Annotated in this window: 8 protein-coding genes, 2 tRNA genes and 2 rRNA genes (1 of these 12 running past the window's edge); all 12 read right to left on the bottom strand. The window is 44.1% G+C overall.

Annotated features, from left to right (window positions below; all coding sequences use genetic code 11):
- Positions 1-1,666: ribosomal RNA gene (locus tag QMQ21_RS09350) — 23S ribosomal RNA — on the bottom strand (it extends 1,236 nt beyond the left edge of the window).
- Between the two features lie 125 nt (positions 1,667-1,791).
- Positions 1,792-1,864 (bottom strand) — tRNA-Ala (locus tag QMQ21_RS09345).
- Between the two features lie 51 nt (positions 1,865-1,915).
- Positions 1,916-3,462 (bottom strand): 16S ribosomal RNA (locus QMQ21_RS09340).
- Together the 16S and 23S rRNA genes with 2 tRNA genes alongside form the textbook arrangement of a ribosomal RNA operon.
- A 241-nt stretch (positions 3,463-3,703) precedes the next feature.
- Positions 3,704-3,775 (bottom strand) — tRNA-Glu (locus tag QMQ21_RS09335).
- Positions 3,776-3,882: 107 nt separating this feature from the next.
- The gene (locus QMQ21_RS09330) at positions 3,883-4,317 is read right to left on the bottom strand and encodes a cytidine deaminase family protein (RefSeq protein ID WP_261057391.1); all 435 of its coding nucleotides are present in this window, start codon (positions 4,315-4,317) and stop codon (positions 3,883-3,885) included.
- Between the two features lie 13 nt (positions 4,318-4,330).
- Complete coding sequence (gene gltX / locus QMQ21_RS09325; RefSeq protein WP_261814346.1) at positions 4,331-5,791, bottom strand: glutamate--tRNA ligase; 1,461 nt, start codon at positions 5,789-5,791, stop codon at positions 4,331-4,333.
- Positions 5,792-5,918: 127 nt separating this feature from the next.
- The gene (locus QMQ21_RS09320; RefSeq protein ID WP_049551029.1) at positions 5,919-7,268 is read right to left on the bottom strand and encodes a glucose-6-phosphate isomerase; all 1,350 of its coding nucleotides are present in this window, start codon (positions 7,266-7,268) and stop codon (positions 5,919-5,921) included.
- Positions 7,269-7,438: 170 nt separating this feature from the next.
- Positions 7,439-8,128 carry a gamma-glutamyl-gamma-aminobutyrate hydrolase family protein gene (locus QMQ21_RS09315; RefSeq protein ID WP_033687443.1) on the bottom strand — a complete coding sequence of 230 codons (690 nt, stop codon included), beginning with the start codon at positions 8,126-8,128 and terminating at the stop codon, positions 7,439-7,441.
- 244 nt (positions 8,129-8,372) lie between these two features.
- Positions 8,373-10,139 (bottom strand): multidrug efflux ABC transporter subunit PatB, encoded by a 1,767-nt coding sequence (gene patB / locus QMQ21_RS09310; protein ID WP_261814345.1) that lies wholly within the window; start codon positions 10,137-10,139, stop codon positions 8,373-8,375.
- Between the two features lies 1 nt (position 10,140).
- Positions 10,141-11,847, bottom strand: coding sequence for a multidrug efflux ABC transporter subunit PatA (patA, locus tag QMQ21_RS09305; RefSeq protein ID WP_261814344.1), 1,707 nt, complete (start codon positions 11,845-11,847; stop codon positions 10,141-10,143).
- 145 nt (positions 11,848-11,992) lie between these two features.
- The gene (mutS, locus tag QMQ21_RS09300) at positions 11,993-14,530 is read right to left on the bottom strand and encodes a DNA mismatch repair protein MutS (RefSeq protein WP_261814343.1); all 2,538 of its coding nucleotides are present in this window, start codon (positions 14,528-14,530) and stop codon (positions 11,993-11,995) included.
- Positions 14,531-14,580: 50 nt separating this feature from the next.
- Positions 14,581-15,027 (bottom strand): arginine repressor, encoded by a 447-nt coding sequence (argR, locus tag QMQ21_RS09295; RefSeq protein ID WP_001231476.1) that lies wholly within the window; start codon positions 15,025-15,027, stop codon positions 14,581-14,583.
- Positions 15,028-15,156: the final 129 nt, after the last annotated feature.

Genomic DNA, 15,156 nt, shown 5'->3' with positions numbered 1-15,156 from the left:
CTACTCGCCTCGACTACCTGTGTCGGTTTGCGGTACGGGTAGAGTATGTTTAAACGCTAGAAGCTTTTCTTGGCAGTGTGACGTCACTAACTTCGCTACTAAACTTCGCTCCCCATCACAGCTCAATGTTATAGAACTAAGCATTTGACTCAGTTCACACCTCACTGCTTAGACAGACACTTCCAATCGTCTGCTTTAGTTAGCCTACTGCGTCCCTCCATCACTACATACTCTAGTACAGGAATATCAACCTGTTGTCCATCGGATACACCTTTCGGTCTCTCCTTAGGTCCCGACTAACCCAGGGCGGACGAGCCTTCCCCTGGAAACCTTAGTCTTACGGTGGACAGGATTCTCACCTGTCTTTCGCTACTCATACCGGCATTCTCACTTCTATGCGTTCCAGCACTCCTCACGGTACACCTTCATCACACATAGAACGCTCTCCTACCATACCTATAAAGGTATCCACAGCTTCGGTAAATTGTTTTAGCCCCGGTACATTTTCGGCGCAGGGTCACTCGACTAGTGAGCTATTACGCACTCTTTGAATGAATAGCTGCTTCTAAGCTAACATCCTAGTTGTCTGTGCAACCCCACATCCTTTTCCACTTAACAATTATTTTGGGACCTTAGCTGGTGGTCTGGGCTGTTTCCCTTTCGACTACGGATCTTAGCACTCGCAGTCTGACTGCCGACTATAATTCATTGGCATTCGGAGTTTATCTGAGATTGGTAATCCGGGATGGACCCCTCACCCAAACAGTGCTCTACCTCCAAGAATCTCTAATGTCGACGCTAGCCCTAAAGCTATTTCGGAGAGAACCAGCTATCTCCAAGTTCGTTTGGAATTTCTCCGCTACCCACAAGTCATCCAAGCACTTTTCAACGTGCCCTGGTTCGGTCCTCCAGTGCGTCTTACCGCACCTTCAACCTGCTCATGGGTAGGTCACATGGTTTCGGGTCTACGTCATGATACTAATTCGCCCTATTCAGACTCGGTTTCCCTACGGCTCCGTCTCTTCAACTTAACCTCGCATCATAACGTAACTCGCCGGTTCATTCTACAAAAGGCACGCTCTCACCCATTAACGGGCTCGAACTTGTTGTAGGCACACGGTTTCAGGTTCTATTTCACTCCCCTCCCGGGGTGCTTTTCACCTTTCCCTCACGGTACTGGTTCACTATCGGTCACTAGGGAGTATTTAGGGTTGGGAGATGGTCCTCCCAGATTCCGACGGGATTTCACGTGTCCCGCCGTACTCAGGATACTGCTAGGTACAAAGACTATTTTAAATACGAGGCTATTACTCTCTTTGGCTGATCTTCCCAAATCATTCTTCTATAATCTTTGAGTCCACATTGCAGTCCTACAACCCCGAAGAGTAAACTCTTCGGTTTGCCCTCCTGCCGTTTCGCTCGCCGCTACTAAGGCAATCGCTTTTGCTTTCTCTTCCTGCAGCTACTTAGATGTTTCAGTTCACTGCGTCTTCCTCCTCACATCCTTAACAGATGCGGGTAACAGGTAGTACCTGTTGGGTTCCCCCATTCGGAAATCCCTGGATCATCGCTTACTTACAGCTACCCAAGGCATATCGTCGTTTGTCACGTCCTTCTTCGGCTCCTAGTGCCAAGGCATCCACCGTGCGCCCTTATTAACTTAACCTTATTTTTTTGACCTTTCAGTCATAAACTCTTATTAATACTACAGCGTTTTCGGTTTATTTTCTTGTTACTATTTGATATAGATATTCAATTTTCAATGTGCATTACTTGGTGATCTCTCACCAATGGAGCCTAGCGGGATCGAACCGCTGACCTCCTGCGTGCAAAGCAGGCGCTCTCCCAGCTGAGCTAAGGCCCCACAAGACCTCTCAAGACTAAACAAGACCAATGCGCAGTTCCTTATCCTTAGAAAGGAGGTGATCCAGCCGCACCTTCCGATACGGCTACCTTGTTACGACTTCACCCCAATCATCTATCCCACCTTAGGCGGCTGGCTCCTAAAAGGTTACCTCACCGACTTCGGGTGTTACAAACTCTCGTGGTGTGACGGGCGGTGTGTACAAGGCCCGGGAACGTATTCACCGCGGCGTGCTGATCCGCGATTACTAGCGATTCCGACTTCATGTAGGCGAGTTGCAGCCTACAATCCGAACTGAGACTGGCTTTAAGAGATTAGCTTGCCGTCACCGGCTTGCGACTCGTTGTACCAGCCATTGTAGCACGTGTGTAGCCCAGGTCATAAGGGGCATGATGATTTGACGTCATCCCCACCTTCCTCCGGTTTATTACCGGCAGTCTCGCTAGAGTGCCCAACTGAATGATGGCAACTAACAATAGGGGTTGCGCTCGTTGCGGGACTTAACCCAACATCTCACGACACGAGCTGACGACAACCATGCACCACCTGTCACCTCTGTCCCGAAGGAAAACTCTATCTCTAGAGCGGTCAGAGGGATGTCAAGACCTGGTAAGGTTCTTCGCGTTGCTTCGAATTAAACCACATGCTCCACCGCTTGTGCGGGCCCCCGTCAATTCCTTTGAGTTTCAACCTTGCGGTCGTACTCCCCAGGCGGAGTGCTTAATGCGTTAGCTGCGGCACTAAACCCCGGAAAGGGTCTAACACCTAGCACTCATCGTTTACGGCGTGGACTACCAGGGTATCTAATCCTGTTTGCTCCCCACGCTTTCGAGCCTCAGCGTCAGTTACAAGCCAGAGAGCCGCTTTCGCCACCGGTGTTCCTCCATATATCTACGCATTTCACCGCTACACATGGAATTCCACTCTCCCCTCTTGCACTCAAGTTAAACAGTTTCCAAAGCGTACTATGGTTAAGCCACAGCCTTTAACTTCAGACTTATCTAACCGCCTGCGCTCGCTTTACGCCCAATAAATCCGGACAACGCTCGGGACCTACGTATTACCGCGGCTGCTGGCACGTAGTTAGCCGTCCCTTTCTGGTAAGATACCGTCACAGTGTGAACTTTCCACTCTCACACTCGTTCTTCTCTTACAACAGAGCTTTACGATCCGAAAACCTTCTTCACTCACGCGGCGTTGCTCGGTCAGACTTCCGTCCATTGCCGAAGATTCCCTACTGCTGCCTCCCGTAGGAGTCTGGGCCGTGTCTCAGTCCCAGTGTGGCCGATCACCCTCTCAGGTCGGCTATGTATCGTCGCCTTGGTGAGCCGTTACCCCACCAACTAGCTAATACAACGCAGGTCCATCTGGTAGTGATGCAATTGCACCTTTTAAGCAAATGTCATGCAACATCTACTCTTATGCGGTATTAGCTATCGTTTCCAATAGTTATCCCCCGCTACCAGGCAGGTTACCTACGCGTTACTCACCCGTTCGCAACTCATCCGGAGAAGCAAGCTCCTCCTTCAGCGTTCTACTTGCATGTATTAGGCACGCCGCCAGCGTTCGTCCTGAGCCAGGATCAAACTCTCATTAAAAGTTTGAGTTCTCACTCATTTCTGTCACTGACAGATTTATTGTTTTTTCATTGTTCAGTACTACAACAATTGTTGTAGTGCCCTGCACATTGGTTCGTCTTGTTCAGTTTTCAAAGGTCTTTGTCACTTGCTTCTCTCAAGTGACAACTATATTAGTATATCACAGTCGCTTTCGCTTGTCAACACTTTTTTGAAACTTTTTTAACTTTTTTTCATCAAGTGCCTCAACCGCAACATACCATAGTCCGTACGGGATTCGAACCCGTGTTACCGCCGTGAAAAGGCGGTGTCTTAACCCCTTGACCAACGGACCAGAGTTGTTTTCAACTCTTACTATTATACAGACTTTTTCAGACTTGTCAACTACTTTTTCTGTTTTTTTCAAATTAAGTAAAAAGAGCCAGAATTATACTGACTCTTCTATTGATTATTAAACTTAGAAGCACGTTCTTCTCCCCACCAATAGGGCATTAGTTCTGCAACTTTAACCGTCTTTCTTCTATTGTAGTCCATCATGACTTCTGCGTCCTTATTTTCAGCGTTCAACTCTAAGAGGAACTCTCTGCAAGCGCCACAAGGCATACCCGAACTTCCACCATAAGGTGGTTGCTCTCGAAAGGCTAAGACTTTTTTAACCTTAGTTTGTCCCGAAAATTGGTACATATTGAAGAGTGCTGCCCGCTCTGCGCAGAGATGGAAAACACCACAGGTTCCCTCCATACAGAATCCTGTAAATATTTGTCCATCTTCTGCTTCTACTGCGGCAACGACATGATTCGCATAAACAAAATCAGATACTTCATGTGGATTATACAATTTCTGTGCTTCTTCGTACATCTTTTCCCAGATATCCATTGTTGCATCCTTCTTATTTAGAGATTTCTTTTAGCATGTTTTCGATATGCTGGATTGATTTTTCACGGCCTAACAAGAAGATAGTATCTGGCAATTCTGGTCCATGCATTTCACCTGAAACTGCGATGCGAATTGGCATGAAGAGATTTTTCCCTTTGATACCTGTTTCTTTTTGAACAGCTTTGATTTGTGGGAAGATATTCTCTGTTACAAATTCATCATCTGTCATCGCTTCAAGTTTTGCTTTGAAGGCTTCAAGAACTGTTGGGACTGTTTCTCCCGCCATGACTTCGCGCTCTGCTTCTGTCAATTCTGGAAAATTTGAGAAGAAGAGATCTGTCAATGGGATAATCTCATCTACTGATTTCATTTGTGGTTTATAGAGCTCAACTAATTTTTCAGCCTTGTCAGTTAAACGGCCTGCTTCCTCTAAGAATGGTTTTGCCATTTCAAAGATAGTTTCTAGGTCTGCATTCTTGATATAATCATTGCTCATCCAGTCGAGTTTTTTCTGGTCAAAGGCTGCTGGAGACTTGCTCAGGCGGTTTTCATCGAAAAGTTTAATGAGTTCTTCACGAGAGAAGATTTCATCTTCGCCACCTGGGTTCCAACCAAGAAGAGCAATAAAGTTAAAGACTGCTTCTGGTAAATAACCTTTTTTACGGTAGTCTTCGATAAACTGAAGGGTGTTGGTGTCACGTTTAGACAATTTTTTCCCAGTTTCAGAGTTGATAATCAAGGTCATATGACCGAACTCTGGAGCTTCCCAACCAAGTGCTTCATAGACCATAAGCTGTTTTGGTGTATTAGCAATGTGGTCATCTCCACGGATTACGTGAGAAATTTGCATATCATGGTCATCGATGACAACGGCAAAGTTGTAAGTTGGGTAACCGTCTTTCTTTTGGATAACCCAGTCACCACCAATATTGCCACCTTCAAATTCGATATCACCTTTAACCATATCATGCCACTTGTAGATACCTGACTCATTGACCGCCAAACGAACTGTTGGAATGATACCAGCTGCTTCACGTTCTGCGATGTAAGCTGCTTTTTCTTCTTCACTCATACCAAGGTATTCGTTAATGTAGCGAGGTGTTTCACCAGCTGCTTCTTGGCGTTCGCGTTCAGTTGCCAACTCTTCTTCTGTAACGTAAGATTTGTAGGCTTTTCCTTCAACTAGCAATTGATCGATGAATTTTTGATACAAGTCCAAACGCTCAGACTGGCGGTAATTTTCATGTGTTTCTGGGCTTTCATCCCAATCCATACCTAACCAACGAAGGTTTTCAAGTTGTGAACGTTCACCATCTTCGACATGGCGTTTACGGTCAGTATCTTCGATACGGATAATAAAAGTTCCACCGTGATGACGTGCATAAAGGTAGTTGAACAATGCTGTACGGGCATTTCCGATGTGTAGTAGTCCTGTTGGACTTGGTGCGTAACGTACGCGAATATCTTTTGACATAGTTTCTCCTATAAAGTCTCTAGGCGTCTGCCTTTTTGCTCTCTATATTATATCACAAGTCTTGGCTGAGGCCAATTTCTATGGATAAAGAGAGTAAAAAGAGTGGACAAGCCACTCTTTTCTTCTATTATAGACGTGCGTTAAGTTCTTTGCTCAATTCTTCAAATCCTGGTTTTCCAAGAAGGGCAAACATGTTACGTTTGTAAGCTTCAACACCTGGTTGGTCAAATGGGTTGATAGCATTCAAGTAACCTGAAAGAGCGATAGCCAATTCGAAGAAGTAGATTGTATAACCAAGAGTGAAAGCGTCTTGCTCTGGAAGAGTCACGTACATGTTTGGTACATCACCATCTGTGTGGGCAAGAAGAACACCATCAGTTGCTTTTTTGTTTACAAAGTCAACGTCTTTTCCTTGAAGGTAACCAAGTCCATCAAGGTCTTCTTCCAAGCTAGGGATAATCACGTTTTTACGAGGTTTGTCAACACGGACAACTGTTTCAAACATGATACGAGTTCCTTCTTGGATAAATTGACCAAGTGAGTGCAAGTCAGTTGAGAAGTTGGCTGAAGTTGGGTAGATACCTTTTTGGTCTTTTCCTTCTGATTCACCAGCCAATTGTTTCCACCACTCTGAGAAGTATTGAAGTGATGGCTCGTAATTTACCAAGATCTCAGTTGCATAACCTTTACGGTAAAGGATGTTACGAACTGCTGCGTATTGGTAAGCTTCGTTTTCAGAGATTTTATCTGAAGTGTAGTCTTTGCGAGCTGCATTCGCACCTTCCATAAGGGCTTTGATGTCAGCTCCTGATGCTGCGATTGGAAGCAAACCAACGGCTGTCAATACTGAGAAGCGTCCACCGATATCATCTGGAACAACAAATGTTTCCCAACCGTTAGCGTCTGCTTCAACCTTAACAGCACCTTTTTGGCGGTCAGTTGTTGCATAGATACGTTTGTTTGCTTCTTCTTGACCGTATTTCTTAACCAAGAGTTCTTTGAAAACACGGAAAGCGATCGCTGGTTCAGTTGTTGTACCTGATTTAGAAATCACGTTTACTGAGAAGTCTTTGTCTGCAACATACTCTACCAAGTCAGCAAGGTAAGTAGATGAGATTGAGTTTCCTGCGTAAAGGATCTGTGGAGCTTTACGTTCTTCTTTTGTTTGCAAGTTTGCAAAGTGGTGATTCAAGAAATCGATTGCTGCTTTGGCACCAAGGTAAGATCCACCGATACCGATTACAACCAAAACATCGCTGTCTGACTTGATTTGCTCAGCAGCTTTCAAGATGCGGTCAAATTCTTCGCGGTCGTAGTTTTCAGGAAGGTCCAACCATCCCAAGAAGTCGCTACCAGCACCAGTTCCTTTACGGATCAATTCATCTGCTGCTGTTACTTGTGCTTGCATGTATTCCACTTCATGTGGTGCAACAAATTTGTCTAAAACTTTTGAATAATCAAATTTAATATGTGACATGTTATTCCTCCAATATTTCTTCTTTTCTATCATAACGCTTACCTTCGTTTTTTTCAAGTTTTTTTGTCGAATTTCTCCAATTTTTATCAGAATTCAAACGTTTGCGTAAAAATGCCACATTCCAAAAATTTTGAAAAAATAAAATAAAGAACGACCAGATGTCCCAGTCGTTACAATTCATTCAATAAATACTCAAATAGTTCTAAATTGCCATCTTCTTCATTAACCAGAAACTCTGGATGCCACTGCAAACCGATAATGCGGTGCTCATCGATAGACTCAATCGCTTCGATGGTCTGGTCTCTTGGATCAATAGCAGTTACACGGAAATTAGGTGCCAAATCTTTAATGCTTTGACGATGGACGGAGTTGACTTGACTTTCTTTTCCAAATAGCTTAGCCACCACGCTTCCTTCTACTGTCTCAATAGAATGAGATGTTCCGAAAGGCAGGCCTTGCCAGTGACCTTCGATTTCTTGATTGAGGGTGCCGCCAAAGGCAACATTGACAAGTTGAACACCGCGACAGATTGCCATAATTGGTTTATTCTGACGAAGAGCTTCCTTCAAGAGTGCCAATTCAAATTCATCACGGACCAGATTGTAATCATCGCTCTCGATGGTCTTTTTCTCTCCATAAAACTGAGGATGGACATTTTGGCCACCTGTCAAGATAAGCTTGTCAATCATTTCTACATAATCGCGCACGACTGACTCATCACCAACAGGAATGACTAAAGGGAGACCGCCGACTTGACGAATGCTCTCTGCGAATCTACAAGATACAGATGAATGAATGTTTTTTCCTTCCGCGTCTACGGGACATAGATTTGCAGCAACTCCTACAACCGTTCTAGTCATGATGTCTCTCCTTTCGAATGTTAATACTCTTCGAAAATCAAATTCAAACCACGTCAGCGTCGCCTTACCGTACTCAAGTACAGCTTGCGGCTAGCTTCCTAGTTTGCTCTTTGATTTTCATTGAGTATAACGATAGTCCTATCATATCACTCAAAATGCCTTTCGTCTAATATGTTTTTTTTTAAGTCCGTGATAAATATTTTTTATGAACAAGAAAAAGCTGCCCAAGGGGACAACTTTTTTCTTATTCAAAAACAAATTGATTGTGATAGAGTTCTGAATAGAAGCCACCTAGTTTCAAAAGTTCATAGTGGTTACCGCGTTCAATGACTTCTCCATCTTTAAGGACAATAATCTGGTCTGCATTGAGGATGGTCTTCAAACGGTGGGCAATGACGAAACTAGTTCTGCCTGCTACAACCGCCTCCATGGCATGCTGAATCTTGCTTTCTGTCACCGTATCTACGTTTGAAGTTGCTTCATCTAGAATGAGAACTTCTGGATCTGTCATCAGGGTTCGAGCGATAGAAATCAATTGCTTTTGTCCTGTCGAGAAGATGCTTTGATCATCATCGATAAGAGTATCGTACTTATCAGGTAAGCTTTCGATATAGTCGTGAATGTGGGTTGCCTTGGCTGCTGCCTCAACCATTTCTTGACTAGCATCTGGCACACCGAAACGGATATTGTCTCGAATCGTTCCGCTAAATAAGACCGAATCTTGCAAGACAATTCCCACCTTGCTTCTGAGACTATCCAAGTCATAGTCACGAATGTCTTTTCCATCAAAATAAATACCACCAGCATCAACATCATAAAAGCGATTGATGAGGTTCATAATAGTCGTTTTCCCTGACCCTGTCGGACCAACAACCGCTGTCATCTGACCTTTAGGTGCAGAAATACTGACATCTTTCAAAATAGGTTTATCAGGTAAGTATGAAAAATCAATATGACTGATTTCAACACCTTCTTGTAACTTAGTGAAGATTGGCGCCTTCTCAGGTCGAATTTCTTCCTCTGCGTCAAACATTTCCTGAATCCGTTCAGCACCTGTAAAGGCTAACTGAAGGCTTCCCCAACTAGCTGCAACTTGGATAATAGGCTGGTAGTACTGCTGTGAAAATTGGGCAAACATAACAATCAAACCTAGGGCGGTACTTGTTTCAATAGACTTATCATTCAAAAGTACAGCTGAACCAGCAAAGATAACGATGGCTGTGTTGACCAGACTCATCCCATTCATGACAGGGAAAAGAATTCCTGAGAACATTCTTCCTTTAAAGGTTGCCTTGCGCACGCGCTCATTTTGTTCAAGAAATCCTGCCATCATATCCTCTTGAATACCTTGCACAATCACGGCTTTTTGACCTGAGATACTTTCATCCATATAGGCATTGAGCTTCCCTACCTCTTTCTGCTGGAGGTTGGTATATTTCCGTGCCATTTTCACGATAAAAATCAGCATGAGAAAGGCCACTGGTGTACTGGCAATAGTGATGAGGGCCAGCGTCACATTTCTCGAAAACATGACAAGAATCAGACCAATGTATAGAACGATGTTGCTCATGACCTGAATCAAGCTTTCGTTAAAAGCTTGGAGGATATTATCCAAATCACTGGTAAAACGAGACAGGATATCGCCATCTTGTCGGCGGTCAAAGAAAGAAACAGTCAACCGAGCAAGCTTGCCAAAGAGGCCTTTGCGCATCTCGTTGGTCGATTCTGCAATCACGCGCGTCATGAGACACATGTATATCACACTGGAGATAAATAGAACCAAAACTAGCAGACCAAGATTGACCATGATTCCTGATAGGCTTTGCCAAACAAGTTCTGGATTGCCATTTTGATAAGCTTGAACTAAATTAGCTAACTCTGTTACCGCTTGTCCAGAAAATACCGGAAAGAGAGCTTGGGCAAGAGTCGCCAGAACAATCATCAGGATAACAACTACAAATGATAGCTTATAGACTTTAAAATAATTCCAAAAAAAATGAACTGTCTTCATTTTACTCCTCCTTCCCTTTCTGTGTTTCATAGATTTCACGGTAAACGGTATTGTTGGCAACCAAGTCTGCATGCGTACCTTGACCAATCAATCGCCCTTGATCTAGAACCAAGATCTTGTCTGCATGGACAACCGAGCTAATCTTTTGCGCGATGATAATAGTTGTCGTTCCCTTCAAGTCCTTATTCAAGGCTTCTTGAACAAGGCGCTCTGACTTAGCATCCAAGGCTGAGGTCGAATCGTCAAAAATCAGAATACGTGGATTGCTGACAATCCCACGCGCAATCGACATCCTTTGTTTTTGCCCACCTGAGAAATTGGTTCCCCGTTCCTCAACTGGACTTTCAAAGGTTTTCTCCATACGATGAATGAATTCACTGGCTTGGGCAATATTGGCTGCGCGCTCCATTTCAAATAGAGTGGCATCTCCCTTACCCTGTCTCAAGTTATCTGCAATCGTTCCACTAAAGAGAATGGCACGTTGGAGAACGATAGAAACTGTTTTACGCAGGGTTCCTTCACTCACTTCTCGAATATCCTTGCCTCCTATTTTGATAGCCCCTTCCTGCGGATCAAAGAGACGTGGAATCAATTGAGCCAAGGTTGACTTCCCTGCACCAGTCGCTCCAACTACACCAATCATTTGACCAGGCTCGATGGTAAAGCTCACATCTTTCAGCATCGGTTCCTTATCCATTGGATAGGTAAAGGTTACATTTTCAAAGCTAAGACTTCCATCCAACTCTTCATCTGGGACATCCTTGAAGGTCATGGCTGGCTCTGCGTCAAGAATTTCTCGAATACGACGCATGGAAATCATGGCACGGCTGACAGAATTTCCTAAAAATCCAACCATGACAATGGTAAAGATAATCTGGCTAAGGTAATTGACAAAGGAAGCAATGGAGCCAACAACTGACGGTTCCGACTGAACCATCCCTGCAACTAGCCAAATAGAGAGGAATACCGCCCCATAACCGACCAACATCATGAAAGGTTCCACTACTGAAAAGGCATAACCGATGTAAAGATTTTGACCGAGAAGCTCGTCTGAAACCTCCGTAAACTTAGCAAACTGCTCTTTTTCTTGGACAAAAGACTTGACCACGCGAACGCCACGCAGATTTTCCTTGGCAATGGCATTGATGCGCTCAAGAAGGGTTTGAAACTTGGCAAAACGAGGCCCCATCATTCCCATCATGACAGCAGTCAAACCAAAAATCAAGATCACCATGAGAACAATCACCCACCACAGAGACGGTAAAGTTTGAACCGCAAGGATAAACGAACCGATGAACAAGAGTGGAAGTCTAAAAAGAATTTGGAAGGTCATCATGACGACGTTCTGAATCTGGTTGATATCATTTGTCATGCGAACGACTAGATTTCCCGCATTAAATTGTTCAATATTGGCATAAGAAAAGGTTTGGATTTTACGGAAGGCATCCTCTCGAAGGTCAGATGAAACTCCTTGGGCAATATAGGCTGCGAGGACAACGTTGAGCCCACCAGCAACCAGACCGACCAAAGCCACACTAATCAACCAAGCCCCGATACTATAAATGGCTTCATATTTCCCAGCAAGGAGGGCGTCTAAGACTTCCTGCAGATAACGCGGTTGCAAAAGTGAACTAGCAACCATCAAGCCTGTCATCAGAAGCGAAGCCAAGGCCTGCCACTTGTAGGTTTTTATTTTCTGAATTAGCATACTTTCTCCTTAAAAAATAGACAAAAGGGAGCGACAATGTGTCAGCTCCTTTTCATTCTGTTTGTGTGATGCTATTCTAGCAAAAAAGTGGGGACTTGTCAAAGAAGTATCCTTGATACAGCTAGAATGACAAGTAATTCATTCTTTATAATTTTTGTTTTAACTCGACCAAGACATTCATAGCCTGCATAGGTGTCATATTGTAAATATCTAGTTTAGCTAATTCTGCTAGGATAGGATGCTCTTCTGCCGTATCAAAGAGAGAAATTTGTTCTGTGACAGTACTTGTTTGCCTCACGGGAGCAGGACTTTCTGTCCCTTGATTCTCTAACTGAGTCAAAATCTTGTCCGCCCTTGCTAAAAGGTCTGCTGGCAAGCCAGCAATCTTGGCAACATGGATACCGTAGGATTTATCAGCTGGTCCTGGTTCAATTTTATGAAGGAAGGTGACCTGCCCATCCTGCTCCAAGGTTGCCACGTGAACATTGACTAAATGTTTCAAGCTGGACTCCAGACCAGTCAACTCATGGTAGTGGGTCGCAAAGAGGGTCTTGGCTCCGATATGCTCGTGAATGTATTCGATGATAGACTGAGCAAGAGCCATCCCGTCATAAGTTGCAGTTCCCCGTCCCAATTCATCAAAGAGAATGAGAGAGTCCTTGGTCGCATGCGAAATGGCATTGTTAGCCTCCATCATCTCTACCATGAAGGTTGATTGACCTGAAACCAAGTCATCTGCTGCTCCGATACGGGTAAAAATCGCATCAAAAATCGGTAAATGGGCGCTTTCTGCTGGCACATAAGACCCCATCTGGGCCATAACCGACGTCATGGCTAACTGACGCATATAGGTTGACTTTCCGCTCATGTTGGGCCCTGTAATCAGTTGAATACTGGTATTATCTTCTGCCATCTGAATCGTATTTGGAATATAGGTCTGAGCCCCCATAACCTTTTCAACGACAGCATGGCGCCCTTTCTGGATATCAATTCGCGAATCCTCTCCGAACTCTGGCCGAATCAAATGCTGGGTTTCAGCCACAACCGCCAGACTCTGTAAGACATCAACTGTCGCAATTCCTTGAGCTAGAGCCTGCAAACGCTGGATATACTTACTGACTTCCTCACGGATGCGCATAAAAATTTCATACTCTAGGTTTGCTGACTTTTCACGCGCCTCCAGCATATCTCCTTCGATACGGGCTAATTCTTCGGTTCCAAAACGTTCTGAGTTTTTCAGCGTCGCCTTGCGGAAAAAGTGAGCAGGCACATTTCCCAGTTGAGAATTGGTCACATGGAAATAGTAGCCATCCTTCTTATTGTAGTCAATCTTGAGCGTGCTGATACCAGAATTTTCTCGCTCCTTAGCCTCAATCTCAGCAATCCAGCTAGTCCCTTCTCTGAGAACGCGACGGTACTTGTCTAAAGTCTCATCAAATCCAGTCCGAATGATTCCTCCATCTGTAATCACATGAGGAGCTTCAGGAGCAATCGCTGCGCTAATCAAACTCTCCAACTCAGGGATTCCATCCAATTGTGCGATGAGATAAGCTAGAGCAGGTTGCTCCATCCCTTCTAAAATCGCACGAATCCGTGGCACACTGGATAAGGTGGTCGCCAACTGCAAGAGATCCTTGGGATTGGTTTTACCAAAAGAAACACGACTAGCCAAGCGTTCGATATCATAGACACCCTTGAGACTGTCTGTCAAATCACTACGCTCAAAGAAATGGTCGAGGAAGACCTGCACCACTTCTTGACGTTGGACGATTCGTTCCTTATCAATCAAGGGACGATGGATCCAAGACCGCAAGAGACGCATTCCCATAGCCGTCTTGGTTTCATCCAAAAGCCAGAAAAGACTACCTTGCTTCTTTCCTGAACGAGCATTCTCAACCAAATCCAGACTAGCCTTGGTCGCATAATCCATCTGCAAGAAATCCTTGATTTCATAGCGTATAACAGGCTTGAGGTGGTTCAATTCCCTCATCTGAGTTCGATGAACATACTGGAGCAATTTACTAGATGCCGCTTGCTCCACAGATGCCAATCGTGAATCCAGTAAATGAAGGTCTTCAAAGCCTTCTTTTTCATATGAAAGCACCAGATTCATCTGACGACTGAGGATTTGTTCTTCTTCCTCAGACAAGTCATAACCCAGCACCACTTCTCGCGCCTTGAGATTACGGATTTCCCCACAAACCAGCGTGAAATCCAAAAGACCTGTCACATAAAAGTCACCCGTCACCAGGTCCATATAAGCTAAGCCAAATTGATTGCCATCTCGATCTATAGCAACCAAGAAGTTGTTCTGACTGTCTGGCTTACTGCTATCGACCACTGTCCCTGGCGTAATGACCTGAACAACCTCTCGTTTCACAACCCCAACTGCTTGTTTAGGATCTTCCATCTGCTCTGCGATAGCTACCTTATAGCCCTGCTCAATCAAGACATCTATATACTGCTGGGCAGAATGATAGGGGACACCCGCCATAGGAATCGGATTGTCGGCATTCTTGTTGCGACTCGTTAAGGAAATTTCCAGAATCTGCGCAGCATTGACCGCATCCTCATAAAATAATTCATAAAAATCACCCATCCGAAAGAGCAAAAACGCATCTGGATATTGCTTTTTAATATCCACATACTGTTGCATGCCGGGTGATAGCTTCTCTGTCGCCATTTTCCGTCTCTCCTTGTCAAAAATAAGTCTTGAGAGCGACTCTCAAGACCTTACTTATCTTTCATCAAATCTAGCAAACGATCTTCCATGAGTTTGGCAACGTGCTGGTCTCGACAAATAACCAATAAGGTATTGGCACCAGCAACTGTTCCTAAAATCCATTCATCCTTGTTTGCATCTACAATATTTGCCAAAACAGAGGCTTCTCCCAATTTGGTATGAAGTACCAAGGTAAACTCTGCTCTTGCAACACCTTCTAAATGATGAGACAAAAATTCAACCAAATCAATCTTTTCTGTCTCATTTGCTAGTACATAATACACCATATCATTTTTCTTGACCTTGGTCAAGCCGATTTCGCGCAAATCTCGAGATAGAGTTGTCTGCGTCACAAAGACATTGTGCGCCTCCAACCGATCTTGAATTTCTTTTTGTGTACTTAATTTCTCCTCAGTAATCATTTTTTTTATTAACTGATGACGATCTCTTTTTCTCATAAAATCCTCTTATATGCATATTTATAACTAATTTTATAACTATATTATACCAAAAAAATAGGAGATTTCAAAAATTTTTTCTTCTTTCTTTAAAATTGTGATAAAATAGTAGAAAAGTCCAAAAAGGAG

This window comes from Streptococcus bouchesdurhonensis (assembly GCF_948472335.1).
The sequence above is the reverse complement of the archived record's forward strand: the minus strand, read 5'-3'. Positions and strand labels throughout refer to the sequence as shown.

What these genes read in the sequence shown, in the direction of transcription:
- QMQ21_RS09330 (WP_261057391.1), bottom strand. Translation starts at nt 4,317, where the DNA reads ATGGATATCTGGGAAAAGATGTACGAAGAAGCACAGAAATTGTATAAT.
- gltX (WP_261814346.1), bottom strand. Translation starts at nt 5,791, where the DNA reads ATGTCAAAAGATATTCGCGTACGTTACGCACCAAGTCCAACAGGACTA.
- QMQ21_RS09320 (WP_049551029.1), bottom strand. Translation starts at nt 7,268, where the DNA reads ATGTCACATATTAAATTTGATTATTCAAAAGTTTTAGACAAATTTGTT.
- QMQ21_RS09315 (WP_033687443.1), bottom strand. Translation starts at nt 8,128, where the DNA reads ATGACTAGAACGGTTGTAGGAGTTGCTGCAAATCTATGTCCCGTAGAC.
- patB (WP_261814345.1), bottom strand. Translation starts at nt 10,139, where the DNA reads ATGAAGACAGTTCATTTTTTTTGGAATTATTTTAAAGTCTATAAGCTA.
- patA (WP_261814344.1), bottom strand. Translation starts at nt 11,847, where the DNA reads ATGCTAATTCAGAAAATAAAAACCTACAAGTGGCAGGCCTTGGCTTCG.
- mutS (WP_261814343.1), bottom strand. Translation starts at nt 14,530, where the DNA reads ATGGCGACAGAGAAGCTATCACCCGGCATGCAACAGTATGTGGATATT.
- argR (WP_001231476.1), bottom strand. Translation starts at nt 15,027, where the DNA reads ATGAGAAAAAGAGATCGTCATCAGTTAATAAAAAAAATGATTACTGAG.